The organism is Citrobacter sp. RHBSTW-00986 (assembly GCF_013783065.1).
Classification (GTDB): Bacteria; Pseudomonadota; Gammaproteobacteria; order Enterobacterales; family Enterobacteriaceae; genus Citrobacter; species Citrobacter braakii.
In genome coordinates, this window is sequence record NZ_CP056200.1 from 2,894,194 (window position 1) to 2,911,187 (window position 16,994).

Annotated in this window: 15 protein-coding genes and 1 pseudogene; 6 read left to right on the forward strand and 10 right to left on the reverse strand. The window is 49.7% G+C overall.

What is annotated here, in order from left to right:
* Window positions 1-113: 113 nt before the first annotated feature.
* Window positions 114-344 (reverse strand): DUF2514 family protein, encoded by a 231-nt coding sequence (locus tag HV345_RS26700; protein ID WP_220131815.1) that lies wholly within the window; start codon window positions 342-344, stop codon window positions 114-116.
* A gap of 827 nt (window positions 345-1,171) precedes the next feature.
* Between HV345_RS26700 and HV345_RS14175 the strand changes: the two genes are divergently transcribed.
* Complete coding sequence (locus HV345_RS14175; RefSeq protein WP_047359316.1) at window positions 1,172-2,257, forward strand: FUSC family protein; 1,086 nt, start codon at window positions 1,172-1,174, stop codon at window positions 2,255-2,257.
* A gap of 203 nt (window positions 2,258-2,460) precedes the next feature.
* Here HV345_RS14175 and HV345_RS14180 read toward each other — a convergent pair whose 3' ends face one another.
* From HV345_RS14180 to cspA, 3 genes are all read right to left on the reverse strand, one after another.
* A complete protein-coding gene (locus tag HV345_RS14180) occupies window positions 2,461-2,631 on the reverse strand; it encodes a hypothetical protein (RefSeq protein ID WP_223949811.1) in 171 nt (56 codons plus the stop codon).
* Between the two features lie 342 nt (window positions 2,632-2,973).
* Window positions 2,974-3,162: a cold-shock protein gene (locus HV345_RS14185; protein ID WP_071600303.1), complete on the reverse strand. Its 189-nt coding sequence runs from the start codon at window positions 3,160-3,162 to the stop codon at window positions 2,974-2,976.
* A 428-nt stretch (window positions 3,163-3,590) separates the two neighbouring features.
* Entirely contained in the window at window positions 3,591-3,803 is a 213-nt protein-coding gene (gene cspA, locus HV345_RS14190) for an RNA chaperone/antiterminator CspA (RefSeq protein WP_005127641.1), read from the reverse strand.
* A 553-nt stretch (window positions 3,804-4,356) separates the two neighbouring features.
* On the opposite strand from cspA, the gene HV345_RS14195 reads away from it, so the two are divergent.
* Complete coding sequence (locus HV345_RS14195; RefSeq protein WP_016152687.1) at window positions 4,357-4,569, forward strand: KTSC domain-containing protein; 213 nt, start codon at window positions 4,357-4,359, stop codon at window positions 4,567-4,569.
* A gap of 138 nt (window positions 4,570-4,707) precedes the next feature.
* On the opposite strand, the pseudogene HV345_RS14200 reads toward HV345_RS14195, so the two are convergent.
* Window positions 4,708-4,815, reverse strand: a pseudogene (locus HV345_RS14200) (antitermination protein); the annotation flags it as partial.
* 238 nt (window positions 4,816-5,053) lie between these two features.
* On the opposite strand from HV345_RS14200, the gene potC reads away from it, so the two are divergent.
* Complete coding sequence (gene potC, locus HV345_RS14205; protein ID WP_003030794.1) at window positions 5,054-5,833, forward strand: spermidine/putrescine ABC transporter permease PotC; 780 nt, start codon at window positions 5,054-5,056, stop codon at window positions 5,831-5,833.
* Between the two features lie 27 nt (window positions 5,834-5,860).
* The gene (gene potD, locus HV345_RS14210) at window positions 5,861-6,907 is read left to right on the forward strand and encodes a spermidine/putrescine ABC transporter substrate-binding protein PotD (RefSeq protein WP_029139492.1); all 1,047 of its coding nucleotides are present in this window, start codon (window positions 5,861-5,863) and stop codon (window positions 6,905-6,907) included.
* A 51-nt stretch (window positions 6,908-6,958) separates the two neighbouring features.
* Here potD and cobB read toward each other — a convergent pair whose 3' ends face one another.
* The 5 genes from cobB to lolC all read right to left on the reverse strand — a co-directional run bounded on the left by cobB (window position 6,959) and on the right by lolC (window position 11,986).
* On the reverse strand, window positions 6,959-7,780 hold the full coding sequence (gene cobB / locus HV345_RS14215; protein WP_016152685.1) for a Sir2 family NAD+-dependent deacetylase: 822 nt from the start codon (window positions 7,778-7,780) through the stop codon (window positions 6,959-6,961).
* A gap of 15 nt (window positions 7,781-7,795) precedes the next feature.
* Complete coding sequence (gene nagK / locus HV345_RS14220; RefSeq protein WP_016152684.1) at window positions 7,796-8,707, reverse strand: N-acetylglucosamine kinase; 912 nt, start codon at window positions 8,705-8,707, stop codon at window positions 7,796-7,798.
* 141 nt (window positions 8,708-8,848) lie between these two features.
* Entirely contained in the window at window positions 8,849-10,093 is a 1,245-nt protein-coding gene (lolE, locus tag HV345_RS14225; protein WP_016152683.1) for a lipoprotein-releasing ABC transporter permease subunit LolE, read from the reverse strand.
* Complete coding sequence (gene lolD / locus HV345_RS14230) at window positions 10,093-10,794, reverse strand: lipoprotein-releasing ABC transporter ATP-binding protein LolD (protein WP_003832278.1); 702 nt, start codon at window positions 10,792-10,794, stop codon at window positions 10,093-10,095. Before lolD ends, lolE begins: the two co-directional genes overlap by 1 nt.
* Window positions 10,787-11,986 (reverse strand): lipoprotein-releasing ABC transporter permease subunit LolC, encoded by a 1,200-nt coding sequence (lolC, locus tag HV345_RS14235; protein WP_003030806.1) that lies wholly within the window; start codon window positions 11,984-11,986, stop codon window positions 10,787-10,789. The genes lolD and lolC overlap by 8 nt, the downstream gene beginning before the upstream one ends.
* 261 nt (window positions 11,987-12,247) lie before the next feature.
* Between lolC and HV345_RS14240 the strand changes: the two genes are divergently transcribed.
* Both HV345_RS14240 and mfd read left to right on the forward strand, forming a co-directional pair.
* The gene (locus HV345_RS14240) at window positions 12,248-13,312 is read left to right on the forward strand and encodes an acyltransferase family protein (RefSeq protein WP_181628808.1); all 1,065 of its coding nucleotides are present in this window, start codon (window positions 12,248-12,250) and stop codon (window positions 13,310-13,312) included.
* Between the two features lie 118 nt (window positions 13,313-13,430).
* The gene (gene mfd / locus HV345_RS14245; RefSeq protein WP_016152681.1) at window positions 13,431-16,877 is read left to right on the forward strand and encodes a transcription-repair coupling factor; all 3,447 of its coding nucleotides are present in this window, start codon (window positions 13,431-13,433) and stop codon (window positions 16,875-16,877) included.
* Window positions 16,878-16,994: the final 117 nt, after the last annotated feature.

Here is a 16,994-nt window from a genome sequence, read left to right on the forward strand (position 1 = left end):
ATAGCAAGATTTAGTTTTATAGGGAAATCGCACATGATTCTTATCATAAAAATGAATTTAAATAGCTTAAATCGAAAATTATGTCATGCTGCTTAAGACCTTTATCTATCACCCTAAGTTTTCAGGGATTTTGACTCACGGAAGAGTCGTATTTCCTCCATCTCAGCATAATATTTAGCATCTACCACGAAATTTCCGAGCATGTCAGAGAGGATTACAACGTCAGCTCCGGCTGTTTTGCTTTTGGCAGGAACGGCAAGATTTCCGGTGTGCTTTGCGGCATTCAGGCGGCGGGCAAGCTTTGTGGTATCGGTGTGCGGCTGGCAAAGAGTAACAGACAGGATAGAAAAAGCCGCATATGGCTGCCTGGGTTATATTTATCAGTAGATTGATCGCGTCTTAATGCCCGGCTGACACTAAGCTCACCATAACAATGCAAGAATCCTATTGTTGGTGCAAACGCACCGTCATAGCGCATCACTGAAACAATATGAAACAATCAAACAATCAATGCCCATGCTTTTTTGTTTGTTGTTGACATTTAAATCTGCCATTAATTAGGAACCGAATCTGTGGAGGATATTTATGCTCAAACTTTTCCATTACCATTCTCAATACTGGATATTTCTCGCACTTGCACTTTCTGTTTACGTAGTTGCTTTTCGATAACACATGAATAGGTTGTGTACTGCTTCCATCTAATGTAGCCAGAACTTATATCTCATGAGCTTTGGTCCGGGCCTTAGCTCATCAAAGTGCATATGTTATAAATATAATGATACCGTTGCTGATATAAAGCCGTGCACAGAAACCATCTGACCTGTTTTGCTTAGCCTTATAACAACCTGAAAAAGAAAACGTTTTAAACATGCTAACCAGTATTTTGGAAGTCCACAACTTTTTAATATCCGTCAAAGTCAACATGTTGAATTTAAGTCATGGGCCACTCAATATGTGTAGAACCGCTTACCACCATAATGGCAAATCCAAAGATAATGTGGGTATTAAAATATTACGTCTTCTTTCGCTACTGCATTAGCAATTGATTAACAATAACCTATATCAGGTATCGCCCTCCTTTTTTATAAGTTAAAAAAGTAAGACGAGATTATTTTTTCAGTGTATATCTGAACATCCTCTATAATTCTGTCTATGTTAAAGATTTTAACCAATGAAAAACAATATTTTTTCCATTGAACGGAATAAACCGATAAGTCCTTTAGAACTTAAGATTTACCGCAACTATCGTGTAGTTCATGGGATCCGTATTGCTTTAGCATTTGTTATAACTTTCTTACTGATAAGAATGTTGAATTTACCAGACCACTCCTGGCCCCTGATTACACTGGTTGTGGTCATGGGACCAATTAGTTACATGGGCAATGTGATACCCAGGGCACTTGAACGTATGGCGGGAACTGTAGGGGGTGCGATTTTGGGGATCATCGCATTACACATTGAAATGTACTCTCTCACTATGATGATGCTGTGGTGTGGATGCGCAGCTTTCCTTTGTGGTTTTCTGGCCATGAGTAAACGTCCCTATGCCGCATTATTGATTGGTATCACGCTGGCGGTTGTCAGCAGCGCTCCTGCAGGAGACTTACAAACAGCATTGTGGCGAAGCACCAACATTATTATAGGATGCATTCTGGCGATGTTGTTTACCAGCATTTTTCCCCAAAGAGCATTCATTAACTGGCGTATACAACTTGCTGACTTTCTTTCTGATTATCTAAAAATAACAACTGCGGGAGTCTCCCGAAACGTTCTTGCGCCCCCGAGAATGGCCAAACTTCAAACGCGAGCGCTGAATAATGTAGTAAAAATGCGCAGCCTTATTACACCAGTAAATAAAGAAACAAAGATTGCGAAGAGTCTACTTGAAGATATTCAATCGATAACCCGCGATATGATAGCGGCGCAAAAATTTCAGATAAATGCCCACTGGGCATCCCGTGGCAGTCGATTTCTCATATTGAATACTCACACGCTGTCAGATATGGAACAAATGACCCGTAGCACCCTCAACACCCTCGCACATGCCTTGCATGAAGGAAACCCAACGCCGATAGCATCAAATAGCGAGCATCTTCTCGAAATTACTAAAGAGTTGCATTGTCTTTTACTCGCCAATGAGGGCGAGGAAATCATTGAAAGCGCCGTTCACGGATATGTTTGGTTGAGCATTCAGCTTGCTATCCAACTTGAAGCACTATCAACCCTAATCACAAAAGCGCTTACAGAAAATAATTAATTTCAATGTCAATCGACAAATATGTAATCATTATTGCCTCACACCGTCCAGATATCACAACCTATCTTTTAGTAATGAAAAAGGCCCATTCTATTGTGTGGGCCAGAAAAGAAGAGTTTTGCACTACCAGGCTGGATGCCTCTCAGTAGGTCTTTGATTGAGAAACCATAATCCGTGAGCACCGTACGTGATTTATAACACGTTTACAGAACAGATTTTTTCCTGATAAATATCAATATTTCTCTTATCTCATCGGCCTCTTGACCGTGCAAGGCATGACTTTTCCGTTCGAGCAAATCAATGATATTCCCTGTCGTAACCCTTTTGCCATTTTCAAGTAGCTGGATAACTGTTTCACCAATTTCCTGGGCCATAATATGGTTTTGTATGATTCTCAATGCGTTGCCCTTTATATGGTTATTAGTAATACCGTTACACATCAGGCATGATGTTAATAGCAAAACAAAAAATACAATTCTTTGCCCAACTTACTTGTATGTTGCACGGATACCCCTGAAATGACAAAACCCCGTTAGAACGAGGTTTTTATTCATGGTGTAGCCATAGAGGATCAAACCCTCGTCTCCTGCAAGTTCAAAAGTCGCCCGCTCAATTCGATGAGGTAGTAGCTGACTGACGGCCCTTGTTGGACTTAAACCAGTGCCTGGCAATGATAATGAATCTTGCCGCCTTAACTGGAAGGTCAGAGCCAAATGTTACTTTCGCAACACCTGTTCATTTGATTTACTGGAAGTATATGGCGCATAGTTATCTGGTGTGATCATTGATGATTTACAAAAAATACACTTTGCACCAAAGGGATTTTTCTCAGTCACATCAAAATGGGAAGTTCTGTACTGTGACCCATGACAACAAGGGCACTTAAAATAAATATGGTCGGTCATGATGTTAGCCTTTATTTGCTACAACACTCACTACCGCAGTGATATCCAAAAGATCTATTTAACTAATAGTTTCTCTTGGTTTTCAGTATCAGGTTACAACTCACTATTAAAAGCAATAAAAAATAAATATTTCTTATCAGTTCACATGAGGAATCTAAAATAATATAATTTTCTTTATATTATAGCACCAGCGATTTTTGGGATGTTGTTAGCTTTTACGAATGCACTTAAGCGTGCAAGAAAAACTACAGAGGTAAAACAACAAATGACATTCATAAAATAATCATTTCAACTGTTCTACCCAATGATTAGACTCAGACATCTGTTCAGCTTTATGTCGACAGATGTTGAGTTTCTGAAAAACCAATATATCTACTCAGGCATTCACCGTCTTCGCTATCGTATATTGGTTTACATCAGGAAAAATATCAGGCAGCTACAACGTTTTCAGCTGACGGCCCTTTTGCACCAGCAGTAATGCTGAACTCAACTTTTTGGCCTTCATTCAGCGTTTTAAAGCCACCACTCTGAATAGCAGAGAAGTGTACAAACACATCTTTACTACCATTGTCAGGGGTAATAAAACCAAAACCTTTAGACTCGTTAAACCATTTTACTAAACCAGTCATTTTATTAGACACAGGTAATTCCTTAAATTCTATGTAGCCTTACGGCGAAAAGGGCTTCGCACACAATCTAATTAGTAACGATAAGAAGGCTCAAAAGAAAGGATTATCTGTGGATAACGCTTGAGATGAGAACTGCTTTACTAAACCGCTTTAATGGGTCTGTGTACCTAACCAACCCCTCATTAATCACACACCCCACAAACAATAGCAAGTTATTTTTTCATTTAATTTTTCGCAAAATCTTAGAAATGGAAACTGAGACAGCATAATCAATGAGTTCTGTTCACTAGCAATAACATACTGCCGGTCGTCCCCTGGATAACGAAAAATAAAATAGAATATATTTATCAGCAACTTAAAGGAAACCCCGTTTCAATCCGTAAAAATCCAGCAACGAATTTTCGTGCTATTTTTCGCAGCTGAGGAAATTAATAGCAACAAAGAAAATCATTTCTTCCAACCAGTAAATTCTGAAACAGCCATAACATTTACAAAACTATGCTCCTTTTGTTTCATATCAGTGTATTATCAGAGAAGGAAAATTAAAAAAATTGAAGGAGAAAAAATGCAACGACAGGCAATGATTTCATCAAAAATAAAATTTATTGGTTACTACCCATTAGAAAAGATACTGGAGATTGGTTTCGTAAATTCTTCAACTTTCCAGTATGTGGGCGTTCCTGAAAGCATCTATAACTCTTTTCTCACGGTGCAATCTAAAGGCCGTTTCTTTGACGGTGTCATTAAAGGTAAATTCTTGTGTCGTAAAACAGGGTGATTCAAGAAATTTACGCTGTAGATAGCGTAAAACGCCGTTCTGGTGTTTTCTGTTTTTGTTACCACCGGGCCAGGAAATTGATATCCCAAAAACCACTATTCCCGTCAATTTCGTTACCCTTCGTTAAGCATGCTCCCTGCAGCGTTCACAGGTTTCAAACACTGGGACGCCATGCTCTTTCGTGGCTTTGCAGTCAAGTACCTCCCCTTTACCACCACAGCGGTAGCTTGCGCTAATTGTTCCCTGAACCGATTGCTATACCGCCACTCGCAGTCAGCAATGAGTAAAGCTGGTCATTTAAATGGCCTTTTTTTCCCGATCATCCTAAAAATTGTTGTAAAATTCGCGGCCTTAGTGATAGCTGCTTCTTTTTGGCTATCTGTTTTGGCGGGAAGTTTTGGAGAGATTTTGGAGAAGAGAAAAAGTTGATTATTTTCAATACTCTGAAAACATCGCGCCTTCTGAACAAGAAGGTGAAACGCGAATGATCGGTCGGCTGCTCAGAGGCGGTTTTATGACCGCCATCTACGCGTATCTGTATATTCCAATCATTATTTTGATTGTGAACTCCTTTAACAGCTCGCGCTTTGGCATCAACTGGCAGGGTTTTACCACCAAATGGTACGGCCTGCTGATGAACAACGACAGCCTGCTACAGGCAGCGCAACACTCGCTGACGATGGCGGTGCTATCCGCCACGTTTGCCACGCTGATCGGCTCACTCACAGCGGTTGCACTGTACCGCTACCGTTTTCGCGGTAAACCGTTTGTCAGCGGCATGCTGTTCGTGGTGATGATGTCGCCGGATATCGTAATGGCGATTTCTTTGCTGGTGCTGTTTATGCTGATCGGCATTCAACTGGGTTTCTGGTCACTGCTGTTCTCGCATATCACTTTTTGTCTACCTTTTGTGGTGGTGACGGTTTACTCACGTCTGAAAGGTTTTGATGTACGAATGCTTGAAGCCGCCAAAGATCTCGGCGCCAGTGAAGTGACTATTCTGCGCAAGATTATACTGCCTCTGGCAATGCCTGCAGTGGCTGCCGGCTGGTTGCTGAGCTTTACGTTGTCGATGGATGATGTCGTCGTGTCGTCCTTCGTTACCGGGCCTGGTTATGAAATTTTGCCGTTAAAAATCTACTCAATGGTAAAAGTCGGCGTATCACCAGAGGTGAACGCGCTGGCGACCATTTTGTTGGTTCTGTCGCTGGTTATGGTGATTGCCAGCCAGCTTATTGCACGTGATAAAACCAAGGGCCGCTAAGGCCCTTAATTCAGGGGACGTTAAATGATGAAAAAATGGTCACGCCACCTGCTCGCGGCGGGTGCTCTGGCACTGGGCATGAGCGCCGCTCACGCTAATGACAACAACACGCTCTATTTCTATAACTGGACCGAGTATGTCCCGCCTGGACTGCTGGAGCAGTTCACCAAAGAGACCGGCATTAAGGTTATCTATTCGACCTACGAGTCGAACGAAACCATGTACGCCAAGCTCAAAACCTATAAAGACGGCGCATACGATCTGGTGGTTCCGTCCACCTATTACGTCGATAAAATGCGCAAAGAAGGCATGATCCAGAAGATCGACAAGTCGACGTTGACCAACTTCCACAACCTCGATCCGGAAATGCTCAACAAGCCATTCGACCCCAACAATGACTACTCTATCCCGTATATCTGGGGTGCGACGGCCATTGGCATCAATAGCGATGCCATCGACCCGAAAACAGTAACCAGCTGGGCCGATCTGTGGAAACCGGAGTACAAAGGTAGCCTGCTGTTAACGGATGATGCGCGAGAAGTGTTCCAGATGGCGCTGCGCAAGCTGGGATACTCCGGCAATACCACCGATCCTAAAGAGATTGAAGCCGCCTATAACGAATTGAAGAAGCTGATGCCTAACGTCGCGGCATTTAACTCTGACAACCCGGCCAACCCGTATATGGAAGGCGAAGTCAATCTGGGGATGGTGTGGAACGGCTCCGCGTATGTTGCGCGTCAGGCAGGTACACCGCTGGAAGTGGTATGGCCGAAAGAAGGTGGGATTTTCTGGATGGACAGCCTGTCTATTCCAGCAAACGCAAAAAATAAAGAAGGTGCGCTGAAGCTGATTAACTTCCTGCTACGCCCGGACGTGGCGAAAGAAGTCGCGGAAACCATCGGTTATCCGACGCCAAACCTGGCAGCACGTAAGCTGTTAAGCCCTGAAGTCGCGAACGATAAAACCCTTTACCCGGATGCAGAAACCATCAACAAAGGGGAATGGCAGAACGATGTCGGTTCCGCCAGCGCTATCTATGAAGAGTATTATCAGAAGCTGAAAGCAGGACGTTAATTCAGCGTTGTAAGGAATGCCCGATGGCGCTGCGCGTATCGGGCATAAAAATCACAGTCCTTTCAATAATTTCTCAACAAACTCAGGCACCACCTGGCTTGCCGGACCGTAATACTTCTCTTCAAACTCGCTTCCTACCTGGCTCGGTTCGAGATTTAGCTCTACCGTATGCGCCCCATGTAGTCGAGCTTCATGCACAAACCCCGCTGCCGGGTATACATGGCCCGATGTACCAATCGCAATGAACACATCGGCCATTGCCAGTGCCATATAAATTTCATCCATGCCCAGCGGCATTTCACCAAACCACACCACGTGCGGGCGCAGTGGCGCCGGAAACTGGCAACAATGGCATTTATCTTCCGCAGTCACATCGCCAGTCCACTCCAGAATCTGCCCGCTTTGAGAACAGCGAACCTTGAGCAGTTCGCCGTGCATATGGATTACGTTCTGGCTGCCCGCACGTTCATGCAGATTATCAATGTTCTGCGTCACCAGTAAAAAACGGTCGCCCAGCTCGGCTTCGAGTTTTGCCAGCGCGATATGCGCCGCGTTAGGCTGGATTTCTGACTGTTGCAACTGATGACGACGGGCGTTATAAAACGACTGGACCAGTTGCGGATTACGACTAAATCCTTCCGGAGTCGCAACGTCCTCTACCCGATGTTCTTCCCAGAGACCATCCGCCGCGCGAAAGGTTCGAATTCCTGACTCAGCGGAGATTCCCGCTCCCGTCAGTACCAGCACTCTTGGTTTTTCCATCAATTCAGGCACCACTCTGTCTCTGAAAAAGATTCGTTGACGCAGGCGATCGCGCATATGGCGTTTATTTTTACGAAAGCGGCTTAACCGATGACCCCGGCGCGACAGCATAACAACCTCTTTGTATTAATCGGTAAGATGTAGGAAAGCGGCTCCGCGCATCCCGCCCGCATCACCGTGCCGCGCCTGCTCAATACGCGGCACCCGGGCAACCGGCAGCAGATGACGTGGCAGTCGGTCCGCCAGTTGCGTCGTAATAGCGGTAAAATTCGACAAGCCTCCGCCAATCACCACCAAATCAGGATCGACGATAGTCAGGATATTCCCAAGGCACACCGCCAGCAAATCCAGATAGCGTTCAACATGGGCACGTGCTTGTTCATCACCCTGCTCCCACAGCGCGATAATTTCACGGGCATCCAGCGATTGATGGTAGTAATGCTGATACAACCACGCAAATCCACCGCCGGAAAGATAGCTTTCGATGCATCCCAGTTGACCGCACCCGCAGCGGCGCAATGGGAAATCAAAGCCCATCAACGTCAGCGCATCGACTGGCAAACGAATATGACCAAACTCGCCGGTGATATAGCTGCGCCCGGTGATAGATTTCCCGTTAAGCACCAGACCGCCGCCAACACCGGTGCCGAGGATCAACCCCATCACGAGTGGATATTGGGTGAACTCGTCATCCCAGGCTTCGGAAAGAGCAAAACAGTTAGCATCGTTATCCAGACGCACATCGCGGTCAAGGCGAGCGCTGAGATCGGCGCGGAGCGGCTTACCACTGGCAGCAGGAACGTTGGCCGCATACAGCGTGCCGTCTTCCGTTTCCGGCATGCCAGGAATGCCGATGCCTACCGAACCTTTAACGCCGAACCGCTGGTCCGCTTCCGTCACCAGATTGCAGACCGCATCAAGGAAAGCGTCATAGCTGTCGCGAGGCGTAGGGACGCGTGTTTCCCATTGCAAACGACGTTGCTTATCAAACACGCCCAGCGCAATTTTGGTTCCGCCGATGTCAAATCCGTAATACATCACCGCTCCTTGATACACGTCATCCTTCAAGATGCCTTGGGGTTGGCTGCGCACTCACCCTCCAGTCACATCGTCATCTATGCTCATGGAGATTTCGGTTTGCCGCCTTACCGCCGCATGAATGCTTTCGTGTATATATTGTTATTGGCCGCTAAGTACTCTCGCAGGATCAATATTGCTGGCGCGACGCGCCGGATACCAACTTGCCAAAAGACTCAGCACGAGTGCTGTCACCAGCACGTAAATCACATCCAGCCAGTGTAATTCCGATGGCAGGAAGTCAATGAAATAGATATCGCCGGACAGGAACTGATGGCCGATAAGAGCTTCAATCCCGTTAATGATCGGCGTCAGTTGCAGCGAGACAACCACCCCAATGACGACGCCTATCAGGCTACCGAACAGCCCCGCCAGCAGGCCGTACCAGACAAAAATGGCACGTATAAGGCCATCTTTAGCCCCCAGGGTTCTTAATACCGCAATATCGCCGCTTTTGTCTTTTACCGCCATCACTAACGTGGAAACGATATTAAAACAGGCCACGCCAATCACCAGCACCATCGCCAGATACATAATGGCGCGGATCATCTGGATATCGCGATACATATAACCGTAAGTACCGATCCAGCTCTTAATGTACACATAGTTATTGGTGACTTCACCCGCGTCTCGCACCAGCTTATTAGCGTTAAACACGTCGTTCACTTTCAGCGCGATCCCGGAAACGCTGGATCCCATATCCAGGTATTGCTGCGCATCTTCCATTGGGATCATGGCAAAGCTGTGATCGAGCTGACCGCTCAGTTGCAGGATCCCCGTGACGTGCAAACGCACGCGTTTAGGCTGCTGTAACTTATGATCCGCACTGGCGTTAGGGATCATAATCGATACCCAGTCGCCCTGCTTCACCTTCAGCGCATCGGCAATTCCCTTACCAATAATGATTTGTTGCTCACCAGCTTTGAAATTATCCCATGCGTGGTTTTGCACAAACGAGGGTAGCGCGCTTAAACGCTGCTCCTGCTGCGGATCAACGCCCTTCACCTGCACTGCGCGTAGGTTCGCCCCACTCTCCACCAGCCCGGTAAAGTTAATATAAGGCGCCGCAGCGGCAATGCCTGGTACCTTCTGTACCTTGTCGAGCGCTTCCTGCCAGTTGTTCCACGGCTGATTCACGGCTTCAATCTCACCGTGCGGCACCACGGCCAGAATACGGTTGTTCAGCTCACGCTCAAATCCGTTCATGGCGCTTAAGCCGACGATCAACACCGCGACGCCCAACGCAATGCCAACGGTGGAAATCACGGAAATCAGCGAGACCATGCCGCCGCGCCGCCGGCCACGGCTAAAACGCAGACCAATCAATAACGATAAAGGCGAAGCCATTACTCAGCTCCCATCAGGCTCAGTTCAGCCGTCAGGCGACCATCGCGCATTTCAAGCTGGCGGCTCATGCGCTTCGCCAGTTGCAGATCGTGTGTCACCACCAAAAATGCCGTGCCCTGAGAGCGGTTCAGCTCACCCAGAAGCTCGAAAATGCTGTCCGCGTTACGCGCATCAAGGTTACCCGTTGGCTCATCCGCCAGTACCAGGCGCGGGTTATTCACCAGCGCACGAGCGATGGCCACGCGCTGGCGTTCACCGCCTGAAAGTTCAGACGGACGATGGCTGGCACGGTGGTCCAGCCCTACTGCTTTCAGCATATCCCGTGCGCGCTCGGTGATTTCAGCCGGTTTTTTCTTGCCGATCAGCAACGGCATCGCCACGTTTTCCAGCGCGGTAAAGTCCGGCAGCAGATGGTGGAACTGATAAATGAAGCCCAGCTTCTGATTACGCAGTTCCGCTTTCGCCGCCGACGAGAGTTTGCTCATCGGCTGACCGCTAAAAATGACATCGCCGGAAGTTGGCGTATCCAGACCGCCTAACAGATGCAGCAACGTACTCTTACCGGAACCGGAGCTGCCGACAATAGCCATCATCTCACCTTCACCGACGCAAAAACTGACATCGTGCAGTACATCGGTCTGCACTGTGCCTTCCTGATAGCGTTTGCACAGGTTGTCGCATTGCAACAGGATCTTATTCATAACGTAAAGCCTCAGCGGGTTGAGTGGCGGCAGCGCGCCAGGAAGGATAAAGCGTAGACAGCAGCGCGATGGCCATCGCCACCAGCGCAATGACGATAACCTGCAGCGGCTCAATGGCGACCGGCAGCGCAGCCCCATCCAGAAGCACACCGATAATTGGCATCAGGTTGTTCAGTTGACTGGCGAGTAATGCGCCCAGCACCGCGCCCAGCAGCGCGCCGATAATCCCGGCACTGGCCCCCTGAACCATAAACACCATCATTATCTGCCGCGGCGTCAGCCCCTGCGTTTGTAGAATCGCCACTTCCCCTTGCTTCTCCATTACCATCAGACCCAGCGAGGTAATAATATTAAATGCCGCCACCGCCACGATCAGGCTAAGCAGCAGCCCCATCATGTTTTTCTCCATACGCACGGCCTGGAACAATTCCCCTTTGCGCTCGCGCCAGTCCTGCCATTTGGTACCTTGCGGCAGCGTTTGCTGGCTCAGCGTATCAACCTTTAACGGTTCGTTGAGCCACAGACGCCAGCCGGTAATATTGCCCACCGGGTAACGCATCAAACGTGACGCATCCTGGATGTTGGTCAGCATCTGGTAGCCGTCGACTTCGCTGTTGGCGGCGAAGGTGCCAATTACCGTAAACAGACGCTGGCTCGGCAGACGCCCCATGGGGGTAAACTGGCTGGCTGAGGGCACCATCACGCGAATTTGATCGCCACGATTAACACCCAGTTGCCCGGCAAGCTGCTCTCCGAGGATGACATTATACTTACCCGGCTGCAGATCTGTTTGCTTCACATTGACCAGATATGGCGTTAATGGATCTTTTTGCGCCGGGTCAATACCCAGCATCACGCCGACTGCCACGCTACGCGCACTTTGCAGTACCACATCCCCCGTGGTTATCGGTGCGACGCGGTTGACGCCGTTCAACACCACCGCTTTTTCCGGTAGCTGTTGCGGGTTTAGGGAACCCTGTTCAGACGAGAGGACGGCCTGAGGCATCAGGCCAAGAATATTGTTTTGCAGCTCGCGCTCGAAACCGTTCATCACCGACAACACCGTAACCAGCGCCATTACCCCGAGAGTAATGCCAATGGTGGAGAGCCAGGAAACGAAGCGACCGAAGCGATCTGCTGCACGCCCACGCATATAACGCAGGCCGATGAATAGAGCGACAGGTTGGTACATGAAATCCGTCTGGTTGCTGTTAGCAAAGTCACGAGTATATAAGCGAAAGCGGAATGGGTAAATGACTGAACCGTAAGTGTTCGTCAGCACTATTCTTAAAAGTATAAATAAATCAAACCGCTAAAGTTGTCCCTCTCCCCTGCAACCCTGCTCCCTGACCTTTATCCTAAAAAAACAAAATGCAGACAGTTACGCATTACAGCGCACAGCGGGTTGCGCAGGATGGCAGGCTATTGCAATCAATATGGATGCGCCGTCTCAATGAATAAAAAAGAACTATGGATTAATCAAATCAAGGGGTTATGCATTTGCCTGGTGGTGATTTACCACTCGGTGATCACATTTTACCCGCACCTCACCACTTTTCAGCATCCACTGTCAGAGGTGTTGAGCAAATGCTGGATTTACCTCAATTTGTACCTGGCACCGTTTCGCATGCCGGTGTTTTTCTTTATTTCGGGGTATCTGATCCGTCGCTACATCGATAACGTCCCGTGGACAACCTGCGTGGAGAAACGGATCTGGAGTATCGCCTGGGTGCTGGTGCTTTGGGGAGTGGTGCAATGGCTGGCGTTGGTGACGCTCAATAACTGGCTCGCCCCGCAGCGCGATCTGACCCATGCCGCCAACGCCGCTTATGCGGATTCGATTGCGGGTTTTACCCACGGGATGCTGACCGCCAGCACCAGCCTGTGGTATCTGTACGCGCTGATTGTCTATTTTGTTCTGTGTAAAATTTTCAGCCGTTGGGCGATACCGTTGTTAGCATTATTTGTGGCGCTGAGCGTGGCGATCAATTTTTTCCCGACCCCATGGTGGGGAATGAACAGCGTGATTCGCAATTTGCCCTGGTATAGCCTCGGCGCATGGTTTGGCGCAATGTTGATGGCGTGGATCAAGGAGGTGCCCCTGCGCCGTCATGCGGTCATTGTTCTGGGTTGCACAATCGTCGCCGTCGTCGCGTGGCTGGCAAATGTCTCGCTATTGCTTTCTCTCCTTTCCATTGTGCTGATCATGAAGCTGTTTTATCAGTTCGAGCTCCACTTTGGCATGCGCGCGTCCAGTCCGTTAAGCGTGATTGGCGCCAATACCATCGCCATCTACACCACTCACCGTATTCTGGTTGAGCTGTTCAGCTTAACGCTTATCCCCAAAATCAATCATGCCGCCTGGCCTGCATACGCGGAGCTGGCCCTGCTATTGGTGTATCCGTTCGCCTGTCTGCTGCTGTGCACCCTGTTTGGCCTGCTGGTGCGTAAGATTTCACAAAAAACCGTGGCCGATCTGCTCTTTTCCCCACCCTCTTTATCGCTCGCCTCGCGCTAACCCCTTCGCGCTTTTTGCCCCCATTCGGGGGCGAATCAATTTGCTTATGAGAAACGATCACGGATAATAAAGAACATTGCTTATCAGATGTATATCTAAACGAGATCCTGACAACCGAATGCCTGAACAACATCGTTACACGCTCCCAACGGGCGCTTCCGATCAGCGCCAGTTGGGTGAGCTTACGGGTGCCGCCTGCGCAACGCTGGTCGCCGAAATCGCCGAACGTCACGCGGGTCCAGTGGTGCTGATCGCACCGGACATGCAAAATGCTTTGCGTCTGCATGATGAAATTCGTCAGTTTACTGACCAGATGGTGATGAACCTGCCCGACTGGGAAACGCTTCCCTATGACAGCTTTTCTCCCCATCAGGAGATTATCTCCTCACGGCTCTCCACGCTGTATCAACTGCCCGCCATGCAGCGCGGCGTACTGATCGTTCCGGTAAATACGCTGATGCAGCGTGTCTGTCCGCACAGCTATCTGCACGGTCATGCGCTGGTCATGAAAAAAGGCCAGCGGCTTTCGCGCGACGCCTTGCGCGAACAACTGGACAGTGCTGGCTATCGCCATGTTGATCAGGTCATGGAACACGGCGAATACGCCACGCGTGGCGCATTGTTAGATCTGTTCCCGATGGGCAGCGAATTGCCTTATCGTCTGGATTTCTTTGATGACGAAATCGACAGCCTGCGTCTGTTTGATACTGACACTCAGCGCACGCTGGAAGAAGTCGATGCCATTAATTTGCTGCCCGCACACGAATTCCCGACTGACAAAACGGCCATTGAGCTGTTCCGTAGTCAGTGGCGTGATACGTTTGAGGTAAAACGCGACGCCGAGCATATTTATCAACAGGTCAGCAAAGGCACGTTACCTACGGGGATTGAATACTGGCAGCCGCTGTTTTTCAGCGAGCCGCTGCCGCCGCTGTTCAGCTACTTCCCCGCCAATACGTTGTTGGTAAATACCGGCGATATCGAGACCAGCGCAGCACGCTTCCAGGCCGATACCCTGTCACGCTTTGAGAATCGCGGCGTTGATCCGATGCGCCCGCTTCTGCCACCGGAATCGCTGTGGCTGCGGGTTGATGAGCTGTTTTCTGAACTTAAACGCTGGCCGCGCGTTCAGCTGAAAACCGAGAGTCTGCCGAAGAAAGCGGCGAATACCAACCTCGGGTTCCAGAAGCTGCCGGATATCGCCGTTCAGGCACAGCAAAAAGCACCGTTAGATGCATTACGTAAATTCCTTGAAGGCTTTACCGGTCCGGTAATTTTCTCGGTGGAAAGTGAAGGACGCCGGGAAGCGCTAGGCGAACTACTCGCCCGCATCAAAGTCGCGCCGAAGCGGATATTGCGACTCGACGAAGCCGTAGACAACGGTCGTTATCTGATGATTGGCTCAGCCGAGCACGGCTTCATCGATAGCAAACGCAATCTGGCGCTGATTTGTGAAAGCGATCTGCTCGGTGAACGTGTGGCGCGTCGCCGCCAGGATTCTCGTCGCACCATCAACCCGGACACGTTAATTCGTAACCTCGCGGAGCTGCATCCCGGTCAGCCAGTGGTTCATCTGGAGCACGGCGTGGGTCGCTATGCCGGTATGACCACGCTGGAAGCAGGCGGCATTACCGGTGAATACCTGATGCTCACCTATGCCAACGACGCCAAACTGTATGTGCCGGTGTCGTCGCTGCATCTGATCAGCCGCTACGCCGGCGGCGCGGAAGAGAATGCGCCGCTGCATAAACTGGGCGGTGATGCCTGGTCACGCGCCCGACAGAAAGCCGCTGAGAAAGTCCGCGATGTCGCGGCAGAGCTGCTGGATATTTATGCCCAGCGCGCAGCGAAAGAAGGCTTTGCCTTTAAGCATGACCGTGAACAGTACCAGCTGTTTTGCGACAGCTTCCCGTTTGAAACCACGCCCGACCAGGCGCAGGCGATCAACGCGGTACTCAGCGATATGTGTCAACCACTGGCCATGGACCGCCTGGTGTGTGGCGATGTCGGCTTTGGTAAAACCGAAGTCGCGATGCGTGCCGCCTTTCTCGCCGTAGAGAATCACAAGCAGGTTGCCGTGTTGGTACCGACCACCCTGCTCGCTCAGCAGCACTTCGACAACTTCCGCGACCGCTTTGCCAACTGGCCGGTACGCATTGAGATGCTGTCCCGTTTCCGTAGCGCCAAAGAGCAAGCGCAGATTCTGGAGCAGGTTGCCGAAGGTAAAATCGATATTCTCATCGGCACTCACAAACTGCTGCAAGCGGATGTGAAGCTAAAAGATCTGGGGCTGCTGATTGTCGATGAAGAGCACCGTTTCGGCGTTCGCCACAAAGAGCGTATCAAGGCAATGCGCGCGGATGTAGATATTCTGACTCTGACGGCAACGCCAATTCCGCGCACGCTCAACATGGCGATGAGCGGCATGCGCGATCTGTCGATCATCGCCACACCGCCCGCTCGTCGTCTGGCGGTCAAAACCTTCGTGCGCGAATATGACAACCTGGTGGTACGCGAGGCTATCCTGCGTGAAGTTATGCGCGGGGGACAAGTTTATTATCTCTTTAACGACGTCGAAAATATCCAGAAAACCGCTGACAGATTAGCGGAACTGGTGCCGGAAGCGCGCATTGGTATCGGCCACGGGCAAATGCGCGAGCGCGAACTGGAACGCGTGATGAACGATTTCCACCATCAGCGTTTTAACGTGCTGGTGTGTACCACCATTATCGAAACCGGGATCGACATTCCCACTGCCAACACCATCATCATTGAACGAGCTGACCACTTCGGTTTAGCGCAATTGCATCAGCTACGGGGCCGCGTGGGACGCTCACACCATCAGGCATACGCCTGGCTGCTGACGCCGCACCCAAAAGCGATGACCACCGACGCACAAAAACGCCTGGAAGCCATCGCCTCGCTGGAAGATTTAGGTGCAGGTTTTGCGTTGGCGACCCACGACCTCGAAATTCGTGGCGCAGGGGAACTGCTGGGCGAAGATCAAAGTGGCTCCATGGAAAGCATCGGTTTCTCACTGTATATGGAGCTGCTGGAAAACGCTGTCGATGCGCTCAAAGAAGGGCGTGAACCGTCGCTGGAAGATCTCACCAGCCAGCAAACCGAAGTCGAACTGCGCATGCCATCGCTTCTGCCGGATAACTATATCCCGGATGTCAACACGCGACTGTCGTTCTACAAGCGCATTGCCAGTGCGAAAGGCGAAACCGAGTTGGAAGAAATTAAGGTCGAGCTGATAGACCGTTTTGGCCTGCTGCCCGACCCGGCCCGGACGTTGCTGGATATTGCCCGTTTACGCCAGCAGGCGCAGAAACTGGGGATCAGAAAGCTCGAGGGCAATGAAAAAGGCGGTACTATTGAGTTTGCCGAGAAAAACCACGTTAACCCGGTCTGGCTAATTGGTTTACTGCAAAAACAACCGCAGCACTTCCGTCTGGATGGTCCAACACGCCTGAAATTCATGCAGGAGTTGGGCGAGCGTAAAGCACGGATCGACTGGGTTCGCCAGTTTATGCGCCAGCTTGAAGAGAACGCCGTAGCCTAGCGTCAAGCCGGGTGAGTCCTCCACTCACCCGGCCTGATGAATTTACAAACTCTTTGCACTTCCCTGCACTTCCCGACACTGCAAACCGCCATAATTCTTGTTTACTTTTACATAATA